This is a genomic window from Brevibacillus sp. FSL K6-0770 (assembly GCF_038000275.1).
In the GTDB taxonomy this organism is placed as follows: Bacteria; Bacillota; Bacilli; order Brevibacillales; family Brevibacillaceae; genus Brevibacillus; species Brevibacillus parabrevis.
Window position 1 is genome coordinate 1007122 of sequence record NZ_JBBOBQ010000001.1, and the last position, 22879, is coordinate 1030000.

Consider the following 22879-nt stretch of genomic DNA (forward strand, 5'->3'; position numbering starts at 1 on the left):
CCTCTGGCGATTGCCGGAGGGTTTTTTGATACAATGACAGGTAAGAAAACAAGGAGTGGAGTGAGCCGCATGAACATTCTCGTTTTGCATGGTAGCTCAAGAGAGGGTGGCAATACCGAACAGCTGACGAATATCGCGCTGGAAGGAATCCCGCACACAAGCATTCACCTGCGGGAGAAAAACATTTTGCCGATCCACGATCAGCGGCATGTGGAAGGTGGCTTCACGGCGGTAGCAGATGATTACGACGAAGTGACGGAAGCCGTTTTGGCCCACGATTTTTTGATCTTTTCCACCCCGATCTACTGGTACGGCATGTCCGGCTACATGAAAAATTACGTGGATCGCTGGTCGCAAAGCCTGCGGGACAAACGTTACGCCTTCAAGGAATCGCTCGGGCGCAAACAGGCTTATGTCATCACGACGGGCGGCGACCAGCCGAGGATCAAAGGGCTGCCGCTGATCCAGCAGTTTCAGTACGTCTTTTCTTTTGTGGGAATGCCGTATGCGGGCTACATCATTGGCGAGGGCAACAAGCCGGGGGATATTCTCGCGGATGCGCAGGCTGTGGCTTCGGCTAAGCAGCTCAATGCGTGGCTGAAATCGCAGCAATAAGGCAGAAAAAAAGACCGGAAATCCGGTCCCAGATTGTCGAGAAACCCCACACATGGTGAGGTTTCTTTTGCTTTTTAAAAAGCTATTTGCTGGTCGGAGTCGCGCCCTTCAGATGGCGCAAAATCGCCATCAAATCGAGTTCGCCCAATCCTTCCTCCAGGGCGTGGCGATAGGTGGCCTGCGCCGATTCCGCCAAAGGAGTAGCTACGCCAGCCTCGCGGGCAAGCCGCAAATCTTTTGCCATATGCTTCAAGGCAAAAGCGGCAGGGAAGTCGTCTGCGAGAATCGAAGCAGCTTTGCCGCGAATCAGCGGGGTTCCTACTGCGCTTTGCGAGATAATCTCCAGCATTTGCTCGGTGTCGATGCCAAGCGAGCGGGCGAACAGCAACGTTTCCGCTACTCCTTGTACCGTGATGCCGAGCAGCAGGTTGATCGCCAGCTTGGCAGACGTTCCCGCTCCATGCGACCCGAGGTAAACAGCTGCTTTGCCGAGCTTGTCCAGCATCGGCTTCGCTACGTCATAATCCGCTTTCTCGCCGCCGACCATGATGACCAGTTGCGCTTCCTTCGCCGGACCGACACTGCCAGAGACGGGAGCGTCGAGAAAACGCAGTCCGGCTTTTTTGCTTTGCTCCGCCAAAAAGCGGGAAGTCTCCGGCGCAATCGTACTCATGTCGATCGCGAGCTTGCCGGAAACGCGGGCAGACAGCAAGCCGTCTGTTCCTGTATAAATGGCTTTCACAGCCTCGTCATCACTTACCATGGTGAACAACACATCGCATTCATCGACCAGTTGCGCGAGTGATTCGGTTTGCTTCGCGCCGAGCGCAACGAGCGGAGCCGCTTTTTCGGGTGAGCGGTTCCAGACGCGGACAGCGTAGCCTGCGGACAGCAAGTTGCTTGCCATCGGTACGCCCATGTTGCCCAAGCCAATCCAACCTATGATCATGTCTGATTACTCCTTTTCATCCATTTGTTTTCCGACCTGCTTTTGCACAAGCTCTTTCAAGGCAGCGTGTTTCGATTCGGTCATGGCAAACAGCTCATCGAAGCCGCCCGGCAATGTTTTGGCGAGCACGCGCAGCCCTTCTTCGGTGATTCCGCCTTTTGTCGCAACGCGCTCGATTAGCTGGTCGAAGCCAAGCTGTTCGTTTTTCAAAAGCAAAGCGGTGCCGAGCATCGTTTCCACGAGAATGGTTCTGGCTGTCGCAATATCAAGCTCCGGCGTCTTGCGGACCGCTGCTTGTGCAAACGAATCGAGCATCCCGGCTATCAGTCCGGGTGCGCTGCTGCTCAAAATTGTGGCTGTCTCGATATTCGCCTCTGTCACTTCCTGCACTTCGCCGATCGCGGACAGCAGGGTGAACAAGCGGCTTCGTTCCTCTGAACTCACCCTGTCGCTTGCCGTATACAACGAAACGCCGTGCAGCTCGGATGACGTCACGGTAGGAATCACTTTGCTGACTGGCCCGGCATGAACGTTCTCCAGGTCGGAGATGCTGACTCCGGCAGCGACAGAGACGATGTGCTTCTCGCGAGGAATCGTCAGCTTTTCCAGAACAGGCAGGATGTCCAGCGGCTTTGTACAGATGAAAATCAGGCTGGCCTGCTCGCAAATCGCTTGGGCGCTATCCGCGACAGCTACTCCAAAACGGGCTTGCAGCGCGTCCGCTTTTGCCCGCGTGCGGTTGAAAACGACGATGTGTTCAGGGGAAATCACTGCGCTTTTGCAAAAAGACTTCACCAGCATTTGCCCCATACTTCCTAATCCGATAATCCCGATGCGCATGTGCAAAACCTCCCGTCCCATTGTATCGTAAGTCTACGCAAAAAGGTACAGTCTCCCGGTAGGGAAGAGACTGTACCTTGCACTGAGCTTGTATTGGTTTTGGCTTTGTCAAAAGCGATGCGATTAGTCGTCCGAGCTTCGGAAGATCATGATGTACTTCGCGAGTTCGAGTACAGAGATCAGAGCGGCGGCGACGTAAGTGAGGGCGGCAGCACCGAGCACTCTGCTTGCCCCGCGTTCTTCTTCGTTGCGGATAAAGCCCATTCGCACCATCAGCTCTTTGGCACGGCTGCTGGCGTTGAACTCGACTGGCAACGTGATGAGCTGGAAGGCAACGGCACCGGAGAAGAAAATGATCCCCAGGAGCAAAAGACCGGACATATGGAAGAAGAAACCGGCGAGCAACAAAAGCGGCGCAACACCCGATACGAGATTGACAACCGGGAAAATGCGGTGGCGCGCTACGAGCATCGGATAAGAAACTTTATGCTGGATCGCATGGCCGACTTCGTGACAAGCAACAGACAGCGAAGCGATGGAGTTGCCAAAGTATACAGGATCGGACAGGCGAACCACACGGGACATCGGATCGTAGTGGTCAGTCAGCGTACCTGGAATATGTTCGACGGGAACGTTGGTCAAACCGTTTGCATCGAGCATCCGTCTCGCCGCTTCAGCCCCGGTCAAACCGGAAGAAGTAGGGACCTCGGCATAGCGGTTGAAGGTGCCTTTTACTCGGAATTGAGCCCAGAGAGACAGTCCGAATGCAATGAGTATCAGAAAATCCATCGGGTGAAAAAACATTGAACAATCACTCCTTTTTATCTGCATGAAGAAACACAATAGCAGTTCCTTACACATTTTGTCCCATATCCATGTATACGAATAAGTGTCAGGGCAGTTTCATTAATTTTATTGTACAATCTCTGACCATTCTTGACAATATCACCACCTGCTTATATGTGCAGATTGACTCTTGCTACATGTGAAGCCAGCTTTTCCTCACATAAAAAAACAGACACATCCGTGAAGAATGTGTCTGTCTTTTCGCCGTTTACCGATCGTGGTTTTGCGTTTTGTGATGCTCGGTTTTGCGCGGGTTTTGGAAGCCGACGACCTCCAGCATTTTGCTGCTTTCTTTGGAATCCAGCGTCTTTTCCGGAGCTTGCGGGTACGTTTTTTCGCCTTCTGACACCTAGATCTCCTCCTCGCGATGATACTCACTGCAATCGTTAGTATCTCCAAAAGGCAGGAAACCGGGCTTGGCAATGCTTGTCTCGGCGTCAGGCTCACGTACGCAGCTAAGCTACGCTACGCGTTCAACTGTGCGAAGGCGCGGTCGACAGCCGAGATTGTTTGCCGGATGTCATCTTCCGTGTGCGCGGTGGTGATGAACCACGCCTCGTACTTGGAAGGAGCGAGGCAAATGCCTTCATCCAGCAAAAGGCGGAACATGCGGGCGAACAGCTCGCCGTCTGCTTTTTGCGCTGCATCGTAATCGCGAACAGGCTCGTCTGTAAAGTACACAGCCATGGCCCCTTTGACGCGGTTGAGCTGGATGGTGACGTCGTGCTTGCTCGCTGCATCGCGGATGCCTTTTTCCAGCAGCGCGCCGAGTCGCTCAAATTCATCGTACACGCCAGGCTGTTTCAGCACTTCCAGACATGCGATTCCGGCGCGGATCGATGCGGGATTGCCCGCCATTGTGCCCGCTTGGTAGGCAGGACCGAGCGGCGCGACTTGCTCCATAATCTCGCGGCGTCCGCCATATGCTCCGATTGGCAAGCCGCCACCGATGATTTTTCCGAGCGCGGTCAGGTCAGGCGTTACGCCCAGCAAGTTTTGCGCACCGCCGTAGCAGAAGCGGAATGCGGTGATGACCTCGTCGTACACAACGAGCGCGCCTGCCTCGTGCGTGATGCGGTTCACTTCCTCCAAAAAGCCTGGCTCCGGCGTGACGATACCGAAGTTGCCGACGATTGGTTCGACCAGGACGCAAGCCGTTTCGTTGCCCCATTTGTTCATCGCTTCGGCGAACGCTGCAACGTCATTGAATGGAACCGTGATCACTTCGCTGGCGATGCTTTGCGGAATGCCCGCACTGTCAGGGATGCCGAGTGTGGAAGGGCCGGAGCCTGCCGCAACCAGCACGAGATCGGAGTGACCGTGGTAGCAGCCCGCAAATTTGATGATTTTCACGCGTCCGGTGTAGGCGCGTGCCACGCGAATGCACGTCATGACGGATTCCGTACCGGAGTTGTTGAAGCGGATGCGCTCCATGGATGGAATCGCTTCGCGGATCATGTTCGCAAAAGTGACTTCCCAAGGAGTTGGCGTACCGTACAACGTTCCGTTGGCCGCCGCTTCCGTAATGGCTTTTGTGACGTGCGGGTGAGCATGTCCGGTAATAATCGGGCCATACGCCGCCAAGTAGTCAATATATCGATTGCCGTCCACGTCCCAGAAATACGCGCCCTGGGCACGCTCCATCGTAACGGGCGCTCCCCCGCCTACGGCCTTGAAAGAACGGGAAGGGCTGTTTACCCCGCCGAGAATAACATCCATGGCTTGTTCGTGCAGTTGCGCGGATCGTTCACGTTTCATGCGATTTTCCCTCTTTTCTTTTCGAAAAAGTCCTTCATTATCTTAACACAGCAAAAGTCACCTGGATATGGATGGGGAGCTATAGCTGGGGAAAAGGAAAAATGATACAATTTTCAAGCAAATCACTTCACGTAAAAGGCGGTAATCCACCATGAAACTTGAGTGCATCTCCATCAAAGGAACCGGCAATACCAATGAGGACGCCTATGTGATCTCGCAGGCCGATCAGGTGTACGCGGTGATCGACGGCGTCTCGTCGCTCGTTCCGTACGAAAACCGATTCGGGCAGACAGGAGGAGCGATTGCAGCCGAGCTGGTGAAAAGGAAGCTGGAAATCATGCCGCCTGACGCTGTGCTGTCCGATTACCTGACGTTTGTCAACGAAAAGCTGCGGGAATTGATGCGCGAGAGCGAGATTGACTGGAAGCAAAAAGAAGCATTGTGGGGAGCGGCATGTGCAGTCGTTCGGGTGAAAGAGCAGCACATCGAGTATGCCCAGACTGGCGATTGCATGATTTTTGCGGTCTATGAAGACGATACGGTGCGGCCTTTGACGTTTCCGCAAGTTTCGCTGCTGGAGCAAAACGCCATTGCCCGGTGGGAAGACGGGATTCGCGAGGGGCTGTCTACCCGAGCCGAGCTGCACGAGCGATGTAAGGACATCCTGATTCATAACCGCTATCAGGCGAACGGATCAGGAGGATATGGCGTTTTGAACGGAGATGCGGCTTGTGCGGATTTCATAGAGTATGGACGGATCAATCGGATCGGATTGAAGGCGCTTGTTTTGGCGACAGACGGTCTGTTCATGCCACGACCAACAGGCGGAAAAGGACCGGGGTGGGAAGAAACGGTATTGCCAATCGTCCACAAAGGGCTGCAACGTTACACGGATGAGCTGATCGCACTGGAAAACAACGATCCCGAATGCATCCGCTACGCCCGCTTCAAAAAGTCGGACGACAAGACGGGCATTGTCGTGAATTTGCGCTGACAGTTTGTTACAGTTTGCCTTTTGCACATTTTCATGCGCTCATATACACTAACAGTTGTTCATGACCGTTTTGCCAGCCGCAAGTGGTCACATCTCTTTGCATGAAAAACGTCAAGGCGTTTTTCCATTAAAAAAAGGATGGTTATCCATGATTCAAGTGAAGAACCTGCAAAAGGAGTTTCGCATCCACCAGGCCAGAGCGGGTCTCGGGGGTGCTTTTCGTGATTTGTTTAGTCGCGAGTATAAGACCGTCAAGGCAGTGAATGACCTTTCTTTTACCGTGGAAGAAGGGGAAATGTTCGCTTTGATTGGGGAAAATGGCGCCGGGAAATCGACGACGATCAAAATGCTGACGGGCATTTTGACGCCAAGCGAGGGCGAGATCGTCATCAACGGCTACGTTCCGTTCAAACAGCGCGAGGAATACGTGCGCTCCATCGGTGTCGTATTCGGACAGCGTTCGCAGCTCTGGTGGGATTTGTCGCCGATGGAGTCGTTCCGGTTGCTGAAAAGCGTCTACAAAGTCGACGGGCCAGAGGGAGATAAGTGGCTAGACCGCTTGATCGAGGAGCTGGAAATCAACCCGTTTGTCAGCCAGCCAGTGCGCAAGCTGAGCCTGGGTCAACGGATGCGCTGCGAGGTAGCAGCATCATTGATTCACAAGCCGCGCCTGTTGTTCCTCGACGAGCCGACAGTCGGGCTGGACGTCTTGGTGAAGCAAAAAATTCGCGAGTTTTTGCGCAATCTGAACGAAACGGAAAACATGACCATCCTGCTCACGACCCACGACGTTTCCGATATTGAAGCGCTCTGTAAGCGGGTGCTGGTCATGGACAAAGGCAAGCTGATTTTTGACGGCCTGCTCAGTGACCTGAAGGAAAAGTGGGGCAATGGCACAGAGGTGTCTTTCCAGATGAAAAAGCGCACACCCGCCGACGAGCTGCGCAAGACGCTTGGCGAGATGCCGTGCGAAATTTCCCAGGTAAACGAATATACAATCAGTGTGAAAGTGCCGCAGAGCCAGGAAATGCTGCCGTTTGTCCTGTCAACGGTCATGTCGACGTTCGAGGTCAGCGACGTAAAAATCATGGAGACGAGCACAGAAGATATTGTCCGCAACATTTACCAGGTGGATACAGGGGTGCGGGGCCATGCATAAGCTCTACATGGAACTGATCCGCATGCGCTTTTTGACCATGCTCGCTTACCGGGTGAATTACTACAGCGGGATCATTATTTACGCGATCAACATCGGAGCGTACTACTTTTTGTGGGGCGCAATCTACGGCGGCCAGCAGCAGCTTGGCGGCCTGTCGGTCGAGCAAATGACTTCCTACGTCGCGATTGCCTGGATGTCGCGCGCCTTTTACTTCAACAACATCGATACGGAAATTGCCCAGGACGTACGGGAGGGTAAAGTCGCGATCGAGATGATCCGCCCTTACAATTACTTGTCGGTCAAGACAGCGCAAGCATTTGGGGAAGGGATATTCCGCTTCCTGTTTTTCGCAGGGCCAGGAATTTTTCTCATCAGCCTGATTATCCCGTTTCATTTTCCCGCGACAGCGACTGGCTGGGGATTGTATTTGATCAGTCTCATGTTTGCCTTTTTGATCAACACGCAAATCAACCTGCTGACGGGGCTGTTCACCTTTTTCCTGTTCCGCAACGACGGGATGATGCGGGCGAAGCGTGTCGTCGTTGATTTGATGTCGGGCCTGGTGCTGCCGATCAGCTTTTTCCCGGGCTGGGCGCAAACGGTTATGGGCTTTTTGCCATTCCAGGCCGTCAACTACTATCCGAGCCTGATTTTTACAGGGGCGATTACTCCGGGGCGTTCCTGGGAGTTGATCGGCTTCCAGGCGATCTGGATGGTTGTTATTCTGGTTCCGATTCTGATTTTGTGGCGCATGGCCCGAAATCGGCTGGTCGTGCAAGGGGGGTAGCATATGCAAAACGTCAAACACATTTTCGGTATTTTCGCCGACTACCTGGGCCAGTATTTCAAGACGAGACTTGCCTATCGGGCTGACTTTCTCGGGGATTTTGTGTCCAACTTGATTTCCGAGCTGATCAATCTAGTGTTCATCATCGTCGTCTTCACGCATGTGCCGTTGATGAAGGAATGGACGCGGGACGAAATCATTTTCATTTACGGTTTCTTTTTGGTGCCGTATGCCTTATTCTCGATGTTTTTCGGGTTTTGGGACTTCAACGAACGCTATATTATCCGGGGCGAAATGGACCGCATCTTGACCAGGCCGATCCACAATCTGGCACAGGTCTGTTTGGAGTCGATCGCACCGGACCGGATTTTCGGCGTCATCACAGGGCTGATCATCATGGGCTATGCTGCTTTTCAGCTCGATTTGACGTTTTACTGGTACGACCTGTTCATCTTCATCGGGCTTGTGATCAGCGGCGCCCTGATTTACGGCGGGGTGTACACGGCGATTGCCGCTGTCAGCTTTTTCTCCGATTCCCGGACAGGAATTGCCCCGATGATTTACAACATCCAGCAGTACGGGCGTTACCCCGTGGATGTGTACAACAAGGCGATTCGCTTCGTGCTGACTTACGTGTTGCCGTTTGCTTTTGTCGGGATTTACCCGGCGGCTTACTTTTTGCGAAAAGAAGTGTGGTATACGTACGCAGCACTTACTCCGGTAGTCGCGGTCATCTTCTTTGGCATCGGCTTGCTCGTCTGGAACTGGGGCGTCACCAAGTATCGGGGAGCAGGGTCGTAGTGGCAGAAGCTACTTTTGGTGCGATTTGGTAGGCAGGAGCAGGATTATGGATTTTTATTTGGGAACGGTTATGGTAATATTAGAGGTAACGAGCTTGAAAGAAAAAAAGACCGTCCGGCGGCTACCGGAACGGTCTGGTCTGTACAAACGAGGCTTCCCTCAAAGGGGACGGCTCAAAATTTGGTGAAGAATAGACCGCCGAGGAGCAGTCAACTCAAGGGCGGTCTATTTCTTTTTGGTCCAGGTAACTACCTATAGCACGTGGCGACTTTAGGCTGAGAAGCCCCATTTTTTTTAAAATATATCCAACTAAATCAATTGGAAAATAACAATAAAATGTCGATTTAACAGTTTCGTCTATTGTCAAATCGAAAAAGCGCAGTATAATATGCTGTATACAACTACACAATTCCTTCAGGGCAGGGTGAAATTCCCGACCGGCGGTGATGGTGCAATCAGCACGTCAAGCCCGCGAGCCTCCCGAGCTGTTGACAGCGACGGAGTGCAGGATCTGGTGAGATTCCAGAGCCGACAGTACAGTCTGGATGGGAGAAGGATGACGACAGTACGTTTACCACACACGTGCTTGTTTGCCTGTGCTGGCAGGACAGATGCGATGAGGCATGCATGATGAGCCGCCTCGTTGTTTCTTGAACCTGTATTTATTGCACATGCTTTGTCATACGCCTGTAAGCTGCCCTGAGAATTATTCTCAGGGTATTTTTGTGTTTGCAAAAGCGTAGACATTTTGGCACGTGTGGGCAAGACCGCTGTTGCCATTCCTCAGAAGGAGAAAAAACGAGGAGATGGTACACATGAAAGAAACAGCCCTGCACACATCGCGCAGAGCAACCCAGCGGATCGTGACGATTCCGATGCTGGCAGCCGTTGCTTTTATCTTGCAGTATTTGGAGGTTCCCGTTCCGCTGATGCCGAGCTTTTTGAAGCTTGATTTCAGTACGTTGCCAGCGCTGATCGGCGGACTCATGTACGGCCCTGTAGCCGGCATCATCATCGAAGTTTTGAAAAATACATTGCACATGCTCTTTAAAAATACAGACGGATTGTTGATCGGAGAGCTTGCCAACGTCGTGGCGGGCGCCAGCTTTATTTTGCCAGCTGTCCTTCTGCAACGCAGCGGTCAAGGGAAAAAAGGCTTTTTATCGGGCCTCGCGCTTGGAACGTTGCTGATGACGATTGTCATGGCTGTTGCCAATGCGTACGTCCTGCTCCCGGCATACGCCGCTCTTTATCAGATGCCGATGGCAGAGCTGTTGGCCATGTTCAACGCAACCAGCGTCTGGTCCCTGGTCATGGTCGGTATCGTTCCGTTCAACCTGTTCAAAGGGGTCGTGCTCGCGCTGGTCGCGTATCCGGTCTACGCCAAGCTTGGTGCGCGCATTGCCCTCAGAACCACAAATTGACAACGGCTGCGCGACTTGCTAAGATATTCCCTAACAAAAAGCAGTTTAGCGAAAAGGCTATGAAAGGACCCGCAGCTATATCCTGGTTCCAGAGAGTCGGCCCTAGTCTGGAAGGCTGATACGAGGCGTACCTGCACCCCATCCTGAAGCCGCCAGCGACGAGCTGGTCCGGTTGCCCGCCGTTATCGGGTTGTTGAGTGGACTTATGGCTTGTGCCATGGTCAATCAGGGTGGTACCGCGGAAGTGAATCCTCCGTCCCTTTTTTGGGATGGGGGATTTTTTGCATTTTCATGTAAGAAAAAAGGAGCGTAGAAGGATGAAAGAGGACAAAGCGTTCGTAAAAGAAATGACACCGCAGTCGGAAGATTTCTCGCGCTGGTACATCGACGCGATCAAAAAAGCGGATTTGATGGATTACACGCCAGTGCGCGGCTGCATCGTCTTCAAACCGGATGGCTTCGAGCTGTGGGAGCGCATCCAGGAGGCGATGGACAAAAGATTCAAAGAGACGGGACACCGCAACGCCTACTTCCCAATGCTGATTCCCGAGTCCTTTTTCCAAAAAGAAAAAGAGCACATCGAGGGCTTCAACCCAGAGCTGCCTTGGGTGACGGAAGCGGGAGGAGAGCAGCTGGAGGAAAAGCTTGCCCTGCGCCCGACTTCGGAGACGATCATCGGACATATGTACGCGCAGTGGATTCAGAGCTACCGCGACTTGCCGATTCTGATTAACCAGTGGGCAAACGTGTTCCGCTGGGAAAAGCGCACCATGCCATTCTTGCGTACTTCAGAATTTTTGTGGCAGGAAGGCCATACCGCCCATGCGAACGAGGAAGAAGCGCGCCAGGAGACCATGCAGATGCTGGAGATTTATCGCGAGGTTGTGGAGCAGGAGCTGGCGATTCCGGTATGGAAAGGGCAAAAAACGCCAAGCGAGCGCTTTGCAGGAGCAGTCGACACGTACTCCATCGAGGCGATGATGAAGGATGGAAAAGCGGTGCAGGCCGGAACCTCCCACTACTTGGGAGACAAGTTTGCGCGCGGCTTTGAGATCAAGTTCCTGGATCGCGACAATCAGTTCAAATACGTGCATACGACTTCATGGGGCAGCTCTACCCGCTTGATCGGCTCGATGATCATGGTGCACGGCGACGACCGCGGCTTGGCTTTGCCGCCGCGGATGGCACCGACTCAGGTCATCATGATCCCAGTCGGACCGATGAAGCTGCGCGATCAGGTCATGGTTGCATTCGATCCGCTGTTCGACGAGATCAAAGCGGCAGGCGTTCGCGTCCGGGCAGACTTGCGCGAGGAAACTCCGGGCTGGAAGTTCAACGAATGGGAGATGCGCGGTGTGCCGCTTCGTCTGGAGCTTGGGCCGCGCGACGTGGAAAACGGCCAGGCGATTCTCGCCCGCCGCGATACCGGAGAGAAAATAACCGTGCCACTGGAAGGCATTGCGCAGACGATTGCCCAATTGCTCGAAGACATCCAGCAAAACATGTTCCAAAAAGCGCTGGCCTTCCGGGAAGCCCATTCGCATCTCGAAATCGATACGCTCGCGCAGCTGTCCGCGCACATCGAAAAATGTGAGAACGAAAACACGCCAAGCGGCTGGGTGCTCGCAGGCTGGTGCGGAGACGACGCGTGTGAGTCCAAGGTCAAGGAAGAGACGAAGTTCACGTCCCGCAACATTCCGTTTGAACCGCCTGCGCAAAAATCGGTCTGCATTTGCTGCGGCAAAGAGGCGAAGCATACGGTTTGGTTTGGCCGTTCGTACTAAGGTTTCATTTAATAAACAAAACAAACAAGGGAGTGCTCCCCGTACGTAACGGAGCACTCCCTTTTGCATCCACAGAAGTCAGCGTGTGCGGGCAGGTTGTAAAATATTTCCATTAACGTAATTTATCATTCGAGTAAAAAGTATATACATAAAAGTAAATATTTTGTATTTTTATTGATGGTTATAGAAACGACTCCACGAAGTATGTAATGTACATGGACCCATGGGATGGTCAACATTTTACTATGACTTATGACTCTTTCTTGGATAGCTCAAGACAAGAATGGATTGGCTCATTGTATGGTTTTGAGTCAGAATAATTTAAGGAGGGCAGCAGTTATGAAGAGATATGTTTGGACATTGTTCGGTGCAGTTATAGTTGCTGGAATATCATTGGCTACTTGGGCTGGTGCATCCAATCAAGGGAATAAGGAAGCACTAAATGCATACAAGAAAATGGAACAAGCCCGGAATCAAGAGAACAAATTTTTGAACGAATCGAGCAATAATTTTACGCTGTCAGACTTCTCAATTCCAGGAGCTTTATTGTCAGAAGCGGATAAAATCAGCAAATACAAAGGTTCGAACGTTCATGAGTTATTGACTGCGCATGATGAGAAGCTTTCGTTTATTATGGAAGGTGATGAAGTAAAAGGTATCGCTATAGCAACAGATACGGAGCCAATCATGGCAGGTGGTGAAAAAACCGGCCCTGAATTGTTTGACCTTCATGAAAAAATAAAAAACGATCTTGGTGACAATGTCAACATTATGTACTTTAGTTATGCAGGCGGATTTGTTTTTGTTGCTACTGATAACAAAGGGGAGGAAAGCTTGTGGCTCGATCAACGCGCTGCTCAGTTTCTGGAGCTTTCTCCTCACGTTCAACTCGATTCCGAAGAAGTTTTGCAACGAATCCGAAACAATATAAATCAATAAAATGACAAGGGGGCGTCTCTTCGTCGAGCAATCGACTTTTGAGGCAGCCCCTTCGTATTATGCGGTCAAAATCCGTATATGAAAAAATCTCAGCCATGCAAGACTGTCTATTAACGAAGTAATAGCAGGTTAGGCAACCCGAATCAATCAGCGGCCAAGCACCCAGTCAACAAACGCCTGCGCGTCAGAAAAGCGATAGTCCGGCTCAGGATCGAAGCTCCCGGCCTTCTGGGTGACAAGCAGCCAGTCAACGCCGACCGTAGTCAGCCCTGCGGCGCGTCCCGCGATAATGTCTGCGTCGCTGTCGCCCACAAAAATCGCATTCTCGGCTGTAGCTCCCAGCTGTTTCAGCGCTGTGAAAATGCCTTCCGGATGCGGCTTCGGCTCGGTCACCTCATCGCCTGTGATCACGACAGAAAAATACTTTTCCAATCCCCACTCGCGCAGCGATATATCTGCACTTCTGCGCCCTTTTCCCGTCACGACTCCCATCTGAATGCCCGCAGAATGCAACTGTTCAAGCATCTTTGCAAGCTGCGGAGGATTTTGCACCTGAGCGTGCTCAAGCGTGTACACATGGAAAAAATGATCGAGAGCGGCTTCGTGTTCATGGGCGGGCAGCTTGTTTTGCAAAATGCCAGTTTCGGTTGGACCAAACATCGCTACGATTTGCGCATCGGAGTAGTGCTCTTGCAAAAAGCGCTGAAAAGTAGAGCGAAAGGCCGTGAAAATGAGTGGGAGCGTATCGGCGACTGTACCGTCAAAATCAAACAAAATCGTGCGCATGGCTGCCCCTCCTTTGGAATAAAAAAAGAAAAACCATCTCTCTTGATGGTTTTCCTGGTGTTGGTCGATTTCCTTTTTACAGCTTTACAGCGGCTTGTTCTGGTCGTCTTGCTCCTCAAACTGCTCTTCCGAATCGTCTGTCGGCTCAGCAGGCGTCAGCGGAAACAAGACATCGAAAAACTTGAACTTGCGGCGGCCTTGCTCGTTTTTGAAGCCTTTGTACTTTTGCAACAGGTCGCTGATGTCGTCCACCAACTGATTGCGTTCTTCCTGGCTCAAATAAAATTCAGTCAGGTTGAAAGCGAAAGTATTCTGGTATTCCTTGCGAACATCCTGATCGCTTGCAACGAAACGATTGAGTGTCCTCATGAGATCCTTTTCTGTGGTGCGAAACGGAGTGAACATGACGTCACTCAATTGCTGTGCATTTTCTTCAATCATAAGCTGAAGCTTAACCTGAATCACCTTGGCGACTGGCTCGTAGTATTTCTCCACGATGGAACCTTTGACGCGGGTATCTACCTGTTCGAGCAAACCAACACGCACAAGTTCCTTCACGTGGTAGTGAAGACGTGCAGCATTTTCGCCTAGTTCCGTAGCGATTTGTTTGGCCGTACGCGGCTCCAAATCCTCGAAGAGTTCTAGAATCTTAACCCGTTCTGCTATGGCAAGGGATTTAAGCGCTTCTGGATCCGTTACTTCAAAAAACTCTTTCATGCCAATTCTCACCATCCAACTGACTAGGCCATTTTTTTATTTTTCTTAATTAATTCTATCGTTTTCTGCTAGAAAGCGCAACGTATATGCGGATGAAGTACCTGTAAGCTTGTGGTAAAATGAAACCAGTGATTTTTACGGGGGGATGAGCATGATCGAAACCGGACAAGCCGCGCCTTTATTTACTTTGCAGGCAAACAATGAACAGACGATTTCGCTTTCGCAATACCGCGGAAAAAATGTCGTGCTTTATTTTTATCCAAAAGACATGACGCCGGGCTGCACGACCGAAGCGTGCGATTTTCGAGACTATCACCCGATGTTCGCGGAGCTGGACACTGTCGTGCTCGGAATCAGCCCGGATTCCGTGAAGTCGCACGACAAGTTTATTGCGAAGCACGAGCTGCCGTTTGTGCTTTTGGCCGATCCGGAGCATGAAGTTGCGGAGGCGTACGGCGTTTGGGTGCTGAAAAAAATGTACGGCCGCGAGTACATGGGAATTGAGCGGAGCACTTTTGTGATCGACAAGGAAGGCAACATCGCCAAGGTGTGGCCGAAAGTGAAAGTAAAAGGGCACGTACAGGAAGTGCTCCAGTTTATCAAGGAAGAGCTGCAAAGCTAAAATCGGCGTTTAATACATAGTCATAGTACATAAAAGGAGGATTTTCTCATGGGTGTGTCTACCGAGTATGTCGTTCAAGCTTTTTGCCAATTGGCGAATATCCCGAGTCCGTCTGGCAACACAGAAAAAGTAATGGCGTGGGTCGCTGGGGAACTGGAGCAGCTTGGCGTGGAGTACAAACGGACGAACAAGGGAGCGATTGTCGCTACCGTGCCGGGGGCGCGTGATGACAAGGCGCGTTTGCTGACGGCGCACGTCGATACGCTGGGAGCCATGGTCAAAGAAATCAAAAGCAACGGACGCCTCAAGCTGACGTTGATCGGCGGTTTTGAGTTCAATGCCGTGGAAGGCGAGCACTGCACAGTGGAAACAGCGAGTGGCCGCCTGGTGACCGGGACGATTTTGTCTACGAAAGCATCTGTTCACGTCTATGGCCGTGAAGCAGGCAAGGCAGAAAGAACCGACTCCAACATGGAAGTTCGTCTGGACGAGAAAGTGACAAACCGCGAGCAAGTACAGGCGTTGGGCATTTCGGTTGGCGATTTTGTTTCGTTCGATCCGCGCGTGACGGTAACAGACAGCGGCTTTATCAAATCGCGTCACATCGACGACAAGGCAAGCGTTGCCGTTCTGTTGGGCGTGTTGAAAGCGCTTCGCGAGACGGGCCAACAACTGCCGTATACAACCCACTTTTTCATCAGCAACAACGAAGAAATCGGTTATGGCGGCAATTCCAGCATTCCAGCCAACGTCGTCGAGTATTTGGCGGTTGACATGGGCGCGATCGGCGACGGACAGACGACCGATGAATATTGCGTCTCGATTTGCGCGAAGGATTCCTCCGGGCCGTACCATTACGGATTGCGCAGCCACTTGACACGTTTGGCGCAGCAAAATGGACTGAATTACGCGGTAGACATTTATCCGTTCTACGGATCAGACGCGAGCGCGGCGCTCAGGGCCGGATACGACATTGTTCACGGCTTGATCGGTCCTGGCGTGGACGCCTCCCACTCCCATGAGCGCACGCATACAGAAGCGCTCGACAATACAGCGAAGCTCGTCATGGCTTACCTGGCTTCCGAGGACATGCAAGCATAGGAGGGCGGCATGAGCAATATGTATCAATGGGCTGATTACTATGACCTGATGCAGCGCGGACTTGCTGGCGATGTTGAATTTTATCTGGAAGAAGCGAAGCAAGCTGGCGGAAAAGTGCTCGATCTGGCCTGCGGGACGGGAAGGATTGCAATCCCGCTGGCTCAGGCCGGAATCGAGGTTACGGGGATCGACCTGTCGCAAGAGATGCTGGCGAAAGCGCAGGAAAAAGCAGATGCGCAAGGCGTCAGCGCCGGATTGAAGCTGTTGCAGGGAGATATGCGCAGCTTCGAGCTGGGGGAAACCTTTTCGCTGATCATGATCCCGTTTCGCTCGTTTTTACATCTCTTGCACGTTCAGGAACAGATGAAGGCGCTTGCCTGTATTCGCAAGCATTTGGCGCCAGGCGGCAAGCTCGTCATGAACGTCTTTGTACCGAAGATCAATCATTTTTACGAAGAAAACGAAAAGATGTCCCTGCGCGGCACACAGATGTTGCCTTCGGGAGAAGAACTGTCGATGTGGGACTACACCCGCTACGATCACTTCCAACAGTTGTGCGAAGTGACCCGCATCTACGAGCGCACAGATGCAAACGGAGTGGTAACCGAGCGGCTGAAGGGACGTTTTGCCTTGCGCTACATTTATCCGTCCGAATTTCATCACTTGTTGCGGTTGAACGGACTGAAAGTGACCAAACGGTACGGAACGTTTGCCAGAGCGCCTTTTGATGCGAGCAGTACGGAGCTGATTGTCGTTTGTGAGTCTGTGTAGCTTACTTGTTCCAGACAAAAACCAATGAAGGCGGGGATCGGAATGAAGATTTATACGAAATCGGGAGACAAAGGCGAAACTTCATTGGTAGCGGGAGTGCGCGTGCCCAAGTTTGCAGATCGCGTCGAGGCGTATGGAACGTGCGACGAGGCCAACTCCCAGATCGGGCTTGCCTTGTCCTTGTTGCCTGCGTCCGATGCGTGGCAAGAGCTGCAGGATGTTTTCCACATCATTCAAACCAAGCTGTTCCACGTAGGGGCAGAACTCGCCACGCCGGAAGGGAAAAAGGTCGGCTGGCCGATTGCAGAGGAAGATGTTACGTTCCTGGAGGGGCAGATTGACCAGTTGGATGCCAGTCTGCCGCCGCTCACGAACTTTATTTTGCCGGGAGGACATCCCGCTGCTGCTGCCTTCCATGTCGCCCGCACGATGGTGAGACGCGCAGAGCGAAAAGCCGTCCACGTTGCCCAGCAGGAACAGGTGAATCCGTCGGTGGTCAAATATCTCAACCGCCTGTCTGACTATCTGTTCGTCGTCGCCCGTCACGTGAACAAAGAGACGGGTTCTGTGGAGAAAACACTGCATGAATAAACAAAAGTCCCTGATTTTTCAGGGGCTTTTGCTTTTTGGCGGATCGTTTATGAAAGATAGGTGGAGATTCCCGGGCGAAAGGCGATTTTTTCTGTGGAAAAGGTGTCGTACAGCCGTTCGGCGTCCCGGCAGGCATTGCCTTCGAGCAGCATCGTCAGCTGGGTGTTGGTTATCGGAAAAAAGGAGAAGCCCTCCATTGCGTTGATGACTGGTTTCATGAAGGCGAGCGGGATGTGGATTTTGCGCACTTTTTGCTTGCCGAGCACCTCGCCGATCGTATCGAGAATTTGTTCATAGGAGACGGGAGCAGGCCCGCCTGTTTCGTACGTCTGATTGGTTGCCTCGCGATGGTTCAAGGCTTGGACAAAGACGTCCGCTGCTGTTTTTCGCGCTACAGGCTGCAACAAGTAAGAGCCGTTTCCGAGCACAGGAGTGACTGGCATGCGAACAAGATCGGCCAGCATGTTTACAAACTCGTCGCCAGGCCCGAAAATGACCGATGGCTGAAAAATGACGTAAGGGATGCCGCTTGCTTTGACAAGTTGCTCCGCTTTGTATTTCGTAAGATGGTACTGGCTCGTGGCGTTTTCTCTTGAACCGAGTGCGCTCATGTGGACGAAGCGTTTTACGCCATGCAGTTTGGCTGCTTCCAGTACGTTGCGCGTGCCGTCGACGTGAATCCGCGAAAAAGTGATTCCTTTTCCCGGCTGCTCGCGAATAATTCCGACCAGGTGAATGACGGCGTCGCAGCCTGCCATGGCTGTTTTCAGCGATTCAGCGTCCAGTATATCCCCAGCCACTTCCGTCACGCTTCCAGAGCCAGTCACCTCAGGGAGCAGTTTGCCTTTTGAATCTGCCCGACCTGGCCGGGACAAGCAAACGGTATCGTAGCCTTCTGCAATCAGACGATCCAGCACGCCTTTGCCGACAAAGCCGGTAGCTCCTGTCAGGAAAACTTTCATTCATATCGCCCCCTGTTAAATGATTCCAAGCTTATTGTACATCAGGTCACGAACTGCTTTCCATGGCTTGCGACGATTGCCGAGCTGTTCAAGATCGGTATAATGTAGGAAAAAGGGGGATATATTTATGGCACAACGCAAAGTACCCGTTGCAGACATTCTGGACACACTTCAGCAGATGTACCCGGATGCACACTGCGAGTTGAATTATACAACCCCGTTTGAGCTTTTGATCGCCACGATTCTTTCGGCGCAGTGCACGGATAAGCGGGTGAATGAAATTACAGAACCGATGTTCAAACAGCTGAACCAGCCGGAACACTATTTGCATCTGACGCAGGAAGAAATGGAAGAGCATATAAGAGGGCTGGGCTTGTACAAGAATAAGAGTAAAAACATTTTGGAGACCTGTAGAATCTTGTACGAAAAGTACAATGGAGAGGTGCCGCGAACGCACGCCGAGCTGGAGGCGTTGCCGGGAGTAGGTAGAAAAACGGCCAACGTCGTACTCTCCAATGCGTACGGTGTTCCGGCGATTGCGGTCGATACCCATGTGTTTCGTGTCGGGAATCGCCTGGGCCTTGCCAACAGCGACAATGTGGACGAAGTAGAGCGCCAGCTGATGAAGAAGATTCCGCGCGAAAAATGGTCGGATGCGCATCATTGGCTGATTTGGCACGGGAGAAGAGTGTGCACGGCGCGCAATCCGAAATGCGATCAATGCCAATTGCAATCCATGTGCAAATACGCTTTGACCGAAGCGAAAAAGGCAGCAAAAGCTTGATTTCCATTTCTTTCTCCGCAATTCGGCGGAATGGATATTGACAGTTTTCGCCGAATAGACGTACACTTATTTAAAGTAATTCTAATCAATGACAAACAGAGTTGATTGATCTTTTGTCTTGCGAAGACTGTGGGGTGTGACAATATGGCACAGCGTGTAGAAAAAGCTGTAGAAATCCTCAAAAACACCGGGGTTCGGATGACACCTCAACGCCATGCAATCTTAACCTATTTGCTGGAGACGATGACTCACCCGACGGCTGACGAAATATACAAAGCTCTCGAAGGCAAATTCCCCAATATGAGCGTCGCGACGATTTACAACAACCTCAGGGTTTTTAAAGATGCGGGTTTGGTAATTGAGCTGACCTACGGGGATGCTTCCAGCCGCTTCGATGCCAATGTGGAAGAAGACCATTACCACGCGATCTGCTCTAGCTGTGGGGCGATCCGGGACTTCCATTTCCCGTACTTGCGGGAGGCGGAAGAGGCTGCGGCGAGAGATATCGGGTTCAAAGTCACCGGCCATCGGATGGAAGTATATGGCGTCTGCGAGTCCTGTCAAAAGAGTACCCTAAATTGAGTTATGTGGATGAACACCTTTTGCCTCAACGAATGTCGAAGAGTTGAGGCAGAAGGTGTTTTTCTGTTGAAATGTGTAACGTTTTGGCTGTTTCAAACGTCTTTTTTTGGAGGGAGAACGGCTCGTCCTGCGTTTTCCAGTATACAAAAGGTTGTGAATCGTTTGAACCAAGGCTATGATCGAAATATTGCAGGAATGATACAGATGATCGGAACCGTGGCGAAAGCCCGTTGGTTGGGAGGAGGGTATAACCGTGAGCATGCAGCTTAATACAGTACCTCGTCCCAGACGCAGAAGGGGAAGAGCGCTGCGCAGACTTTTCATGCTGATGTTTTTCTTGCTCGCCATCTTTGGGAGCATTTACTGGTTTTTCGTGCTGCGGGCGTCAACGGAACATGTGCAGCCGTATGACGGCGCCAAAGATGTCATCGTCTTTGAAGGAAAGCGCATGGATGCTACTTACTTGCTCGACGCGGAGCAAATCTTGCTTCCTTTTGATTTCATTAAAGAGAAAATCGACCCGGCGATCTTTTGGGATGAGCCTACCCGTTCTGTGATCGTGACGACGAAGGACAAAGTTTTGCGGATGGAGAGCGGGGAAGTCGTAGCTCATCTGAACAAGCAGCCAGTCAATTTGCAGGTGCCCGTGAAGGAAGTGGAAGGAAAGCGCTATGTGCCGCTTGATCCGCTCACCAAGCTGTATCCGTTTGCCTTCGAGCGAAAAGCCGATACAGGCGTGCTCCTTGTAGAGCAGGAAGGGTACGAGATTGAGCAGGCGCATGTGATCAGCGGAGAGGAAAAGCAGCTCGTCCGTGTTGGAGCCTCTCACCGGACACCGATCGTAAGCGAGCTGTCCTCCGGGGATACAGTTGATGTTCTCGGAGAACAGGAAGGCTATTACCGCGTGTTGACAGCATCCGGGATTGCAGGCTTTCTTCCGGAGAAAAGCGTTGAGATGTCCGGAAAGCGAAAGGTCAGCTTGCAGCATGCCGGGTCTTCTGGCGAGCAAGTCGCATGGAAGCCTGATGGGCAAAAGGTGAACATGGTTTGGGAGCACGTCGTCAGCAAAAATCCGAATGTCGCCCAGATCGAGACGCTGCCTGGCGTCAATGTGATCGCACCTACCTGGTTTGAATTGAAAGATGCAGAAGGAACGCTTATAAACCGAGCGGACTCGGCGTATGTAAAATGGGCGCATAAGCGCGGCTACCAAGTGTGGGGGCTGGTCACGAACGGCTTCAACCCGGACTGGACCCAATCCGTTCTCGGCAGCTACGACAAGCGAGACAAGCTGATTGTCCAATTGATCCACTATGCCCACTTGTATGATTTGGACGGCATCAACATCGACTTTGAAAACGTGTATTATGAGGACAAGGAGCGGCTCGTCCAGTTTGTCCGCGAGCTGACGCCTTACTTGCATCAGCAAGGACTAACCGTTTCCATCGATGTGACAATCAAGTCCAACGCCAAGACGTGGTCGATGTTTCTGGATCGCAAAGCATTGGCCGAAGTCGTCGACTACATGGCTGTCATGACCTACGATGAGCATTGGGCGGCAAGCCCGAAAGCAGGCTCGGTGGCGTCATTGCCATGGGTCGAAGCAGGCTTGCAAGGAGTATTGGAAGAAGTGCCGAACGAAAAGCTGCTTTTGGGTGTTCCTTTTTACACAAGATTGTGGACAGAAGCCAAGCAGGCTGACGGAACAGTCAAGGTAAGCTCCAAGGCGCTGTCCATGCCGAGAGCGCAGGAGTGGATAGCGGAGCGAAAGCTGACTCCGGTCCTGGATAAAGCATCTGGTCAGCAGTATGTGGAATACCGCGATCCCAAAGACGGGAATGTCTACAAGATGTGGTTGGAGGACGTCTCGTCCATGGCAAAGCGGATGGAGTTAGTGAAGAAATACGATTTGGCTGGAGTCGCCTCGTGGCGGCGAGGGTTCGAAGTGCCGGAGATTTGGCCGACCATCGAGGAAGGCTTGAAAAACGCTATAACCGCTCAGTAAAAAAGAAGCCACCTGCTGCCCGAATGGGAAAGTGCAGGTGGCTTATTGCATCTCGAACGAATGAGAAATCGATCATGTCTGGTTTTGCTGGGGCTGCCCGTCTTCCAGACGCAAAGGCTGTCCGCAAAACATACAGGCATCTTCTTTCCCAAGCATTTTCGTTACTTTTTGGCACGAAGGACATTCTACTTGAGGAGCAGAGGTAGATACCATGCCGGAGATCATAAACAAGACGGTGCTGCCCATCGTCAAAATAAAGCCGATGATCAAAAGCAGCGTCATGAAGATGTGAGAGCCTTTTAACAGGTTGCCAAGGAAAGGTATAAAGTCCAGATATCCTCCGAAAAAAGCGTACCCTGTATACATCAGCAAAATGCCGATCACCATGCTCCAGTTACCCCATGTGCGCATGCGTTTGATTTTGCTCAGGCGTTCAGTTTTTTTCATCATCATTCCTCCTACTATACAGTATAGCATACAAAGGATTTGTCTGTTGACAAGCAGGAAACGGACAAATCGTGTAGAATCCATAAGTTCAACCCAGGGGCAGGGAGGAACACTGACATGGCAATGAAGCGAGAGGAGAGTCAGCAAACGTATCTGAATAAGCTGCGGCAGCGCCCGGATGTACAAGCTGTGCTGGTTTTGCCTGTTTCGGATCTGCTGGTTCCGTTTCGCGATGGCGCCTTTTATCTTGTCGTGGTCAACCAGCCGCAAGCAGAGGGAAAAATCCGCCGTCTGCACATTCAGGGACGAGTGGTCATGGAGCAACAGATTAGTACCTGGCAGCTTGAAAAAGGGGCGGTTAGCGGTCTGGATGAACGTTTGGCTGCGTTGCTTTGGAGAGCGGATATTGTCTGGGACAAAGACGGTTATATGAAGCAGATGAAGAGTCGGTTGAGTCGTCTGCCTGTTGCGCTGCAAAAAAAGTTTATCTGTAGGGAGTATTCCCAACTCCTCCGGTTTTTCCACGAGACAAAAGAGTTTCTTCAGCAAGGACTGATCTTGGATGCCCATCATGCGCTCATCCAATCGCTGCATTCGTGGGCGAGGCTGATCGTG

At 51.9% G+C, this 22879-nt stretch carries 25 protein-coding genes and 1 riboswitch (1 of these 26 cut by a window edge); of the genes, 16 read left to right on the forward strand and 9 right to left on the reverse strand.

The window, feature by feature from the left end:
• Nucleotides 1–69 precede the first annotated feature (69 nt).
• On the forward strand, nt 70–615 hold the full coding sequence (locus NST23_RS05150; protein ID WP_173600108.1) for a flavodoxin family protein: 546 nt from the start codon (nt 70–72) through the stop codon (nt 613–615).
• Nucleotides 616–697: 82 nt separating this feature from the next.
• On the opposite strand, the gene NST23_RS05155 is transcribed toward NST23_RS05150, so the two are convergent.
• The 5 genes from NST23_RS05155 to NST23_RS05175 all read right to left on the reverse strand — a co-directional run bounded on the left by NST23_RS05155 (nt 698) and on the right by NST23_RS05175 (nt 5008).
• Nucleotides 698–1564: an NAD(P)-dependent oxidoreductase gene (locus NST23_RS05155; RefSeq protein ID WP_173597077.1), complete on the reverse strand. Its 867-nt coding sequence runs from the start codon at nt 1562–1564 to the stop codon at nt 698–700.
• Between the two features lie 6 nt (nt 1565–1570).
• Nucleotides 1571–2404 carry a pyrroline-5-carboxylate reductase dimerization domain-containing protein gene (locus tag NST23_RS05160; RefSeq protein ID WP_340963263.1) on the reverse strand — a complete coding sequence of 278 codons (834 nt, stop codon included), beginning with the start codon at nt 2402–2404 and terminating at the stop codon, nt 1571–1573.
• A 123-nt stretch (nt 2405–2527) separates the two neighbouring features.
• Nucleotides 2528–3208, reverse strand: coding sequence for a zinc metallopeptidase (locus NST23_RS05165; protein WP_063228744.1), 681 nt, complete (start codon nt 3206–3208; stop codon nt 2528–2530).
• Between the two features lie 250 nt (nt 3209–3458).
• Nucleotides 3459–3599 (reverse strand): hypothetical protein, encoded by a 141-nt coding sequence (locus tag NST23_RS05170; protein ID WP_340963266.1) that lies wholly within the window; start codon nt 3597–3599, stop codon nt 3459–3461.
• 116 nt (nt 3600–3715) lie between these two features.
• Entirely contained in the window at nt 3716–5008 is a 1293-nt protein-coding gene (locus NST23_RS05175) for a glutamate-1-semialdehyde 2,1-aminomutase (RefSeq protein WP_122966135.1), read from the reverse strand.
• A gap of 151 nt (nt 5009–5159) precedes the next feature.
• Between NST23_RS05175 and NST23_RS05180 the strand changes: the two genes are divergently transcribed.
• The 7 genes from NST23_RS05180 to NST23_RS05210 all read left to right on the forward strand — a co-directional run bounded on the left by NST23_RS05180 (nt 5160) and on the right by NST23_RS05210 (nt 12896).
• Nucleotides 5160–6002 (forward strand): protein phosphatase 2C domain-containing protein, encoded by an 843-nt coding sequence (locus tag NST23_RS05180; RefSeq protein WP_340963269.1) that lies wholly within the window; start codon nt 5160–5162, stop codon nt 6000–6002.
• Nucleotides 6003–6150: 148 nt separating this feature from the next.
• Nucleotides 6151–7161, forward strand: a complete 1011-nt coding sequence (locus tag NST23_RS05185) for an ABC transporter ATP-binding protein (protein WP_122966133.1) — start codon at nt 6151–6153, stop codon at nt 7159–7161.
• Entirely contained in the window at nt 7154–7948 is a 795-nt protein-coding gene (locus tag NST23_RS05190; protein ID WP_063228740.1) for an ABC transporter permease, read from the forward strand. Before NST23_RS05185 ends, NST23_RS05190 begins: the two co-directional genes overlap by 8 nt.
• Before the next feature lie 3 nt (nt 7949–7951).
• Nucleotides 7952–8749: an ABC transporter permease gene (locus tag NST23_RS05195; RefSeq protein ID WP_122966132.1), complete on the forward strand. Its 798-nt coding sequence runs from the start codon at nt 7952–7954 to the stop codon at nt 8747–8749.
• Between the two features lie 406 nt (nt 8750–9155).
• Nucleotides 9156–9310: riboswitch (FMN riboswitch) on the forward strand.
• Between the two features lie 254 nt (nt 9311–9564).
• Nucleotides 9565–10173: an ECF transporter S component gene (locus NST23_RS05200; RefSeq protein ID WP_122966131.1), complete on the forward strand. Its 609-nt coding sequence runs from the start codon at nt 9565–9567 to the stop codon at nt 10171–10173.
• 317 nt (nt 10174–10490) lie between these two features.
• On the forward strand, nt 10491–11957 hold the full coding sequence (proS, locus tag NST23_RS05205) for a proline--tRNA ligase (protein ID WP_173600104.1): 1467 nt from the start codon (nt 10491–10493) through the stop codon (nt 11955–11957).
• A 339-nt stretch (nt 11958–12296) separates the two neighbouring features.
• A complete protein-coding gene (locus tag NST23_RS05210) occupies nt 12297–12896 on the forward strand; it encodes a hypothetical protein (protein ID WP_173600103.1) in 600 nt (199 codons plus the stop codon).
• A gap of 147 nt (nt 12897–13043) precedes the next feature.
• Here NST23_RS05210 and NST23_RS05215 read toward each other — a convergent pair whose 3' ends face one another.
• Nucleotides 13044–13682: an HAD family hydrolase gene (locus NST23_RS05215; RefSeq protein WP_122966128.1), complete on the reverse strand. Its 639-nt coding sequence runs from the start codon at nt 13680–13682 to the stop codon at nt 13044–13046.
• Between the two features lie 84 nt (nt 13683–13766).
• Nucleotides 13767–14399, reverse strand: a complete 633-nt coding sequence (locus NST23_RS05220; protein WP_063228734.1) for an ArsR/SmtB family transcription factor — start codon at nt 14397–14399, stop codon at nt 13767–13769.
• 151 nt (nt 14400–14550) lie between these two features.
• Here NST23_RS05220 and bcp point away from each other — a divergent pair, with 151 nt between their 5' ends.
• From bcp to NST23_RS05240, 4 genes are read left to right on the forward strand one after another with little or no spacing between them, the layout of a single operon-like run.
• Complete coding sequence (bcp, locus tag NST23_RS05225; RefSeq protein ID WP_122966127.1) at nt 14551–15021, forward strand: thioredoxin-dependent thiol peroxidase; 471 nt, start codon at nt 14551–14553, stop codon at nt 15019–15021.
• 48 nt (nt 15022–15069) lie between these two features.
• Nucleotides 15070–16122: a M42 family metallopeptidase gene (locus NST23_RS05230; protein WP_173597073.1), complete on the forward strand. Its 1053-nt coding sequence runs from the start codon at nt 15070–15072 to the stop codon at nt 16120–16122.
• Nucleotides 16123–16131: 9 nt separating this feature from the next.
• On the forward strand, nt 16132–16893 hold the full coding sequence (locus NST23_RS05235) for a class I SAM-dependent methyltransferase (protein WP_173597072.1): 762 nt from the start codon (nt 16132–16134) through the stop codon (nt 16891–16893).
• Nucleotides 16894–16935: 42 nt separating this feature from the next.
• On the forward strand, nt 16936–17484 hold the full coding sequence (locus tag NST23_RS05240; protein ID WP_122966124.1) for a cob(I)yrinic acid a,c-diamide adenosyltransferase: 549 nt from the start codon (nt 16936–16938) through the stop codon (nt 17482–17484).
• Between the two features lie 47 nt (nt 17485–17531).
• Here the strand turns inward: NST23_RS05240 and NST23_RS05245 are convergent, their stop codons facing one another.
• Nucleotides 17532–18446 carry a complex I NDUFA9 subunit family protein gene (locus tag NST23_RS05245; RefSeq protein ID WP_340963272.1) on the reverse strand — a complete coding sequence of 305 codons (915 nt, stop codon included), beginning with the start codon at nt 18444–18446 and terminating at the stop codon, nt 17532–17534.
• Between the two features lie 127 nt (nt 18447–18573).
• On the opposite strand from NST23_RS05245, the gene nth reads away from it, so the two are divergent.
• From nth to NST23_RS05260, 3 genes are all read left to right on the forward strand, one after another.
• Complete coding sequence (nth, locus tag NST23_RS05250) at nt 18574–19230, forward strand: endonuclease III (RefSeq protein ID WP_340963274.1); 657 nt, start codon at nt 18574–18576, stop codon at nt 19228–19230.
• 144 nt (nt 19231–19374) lie between these two features.
• Nucleotides 19375–19812, forward strand: a complete 438-nt coding sequence (gene perR, locus NST23_RS05255) for a peroxide-responsive transcriptional repressor PerR (RefSeq protein ID WP_063228727.1) — start codon at nt 19375–19377, stop codon at nt 19810–19812.
• A 259-nt stretch (nt 19813–20071) separates the two neighbouring features.
• Nucleotides 20072–21817 carry a glycosyl hydrolase family 18 protein gene (locus NST23_RS05260; RefSeq protein ID WP_173597182.1) on the forward strand — a complete coding sequence of 582 codons (1746 nt, stop codon included), beginning with the start codon at nt 20072–20074 and terminating at the stop codon, nt 21815–21817.
• Between the two features lie 72 nt (nt 21818–21889).
• Here NST23_RS05260 and NST23_RS05265 read toward each other — a convergent pair whose 3' ends face one another.
• The gene (locus NST23_RS05265; protein ID WP_005827746.1) at nt 21890–22264 is read right to left on the reverse strand and encodes a YgzB family protein; all 375 of its coding nucleotides are present in this window, start codon (nt 22262–22264) and stop codon (nt 21890–21892) included.
• A gap of 117 nt (nt 22265–22381) precedes the next feature.
• Here NST23_RS05265 and NST23_RS05270 point away from each other — a divergent pair, with 117 nt between their 5' ends.
• Nucleotides 22382–22879, forward strand: the 5' portion of a protein-coding gene (locus NST23_RS05270) for a nucleotidyltransferase-like protein (RefSeq protein WP_173600099.1). Its footprint extends 378 nt past the window's final position; 498 of the gene's 876 nt are visible here — the first part of the coding sequence; its start codon is at nt 22382–22384; its stop codon lies off the right edge, out of view.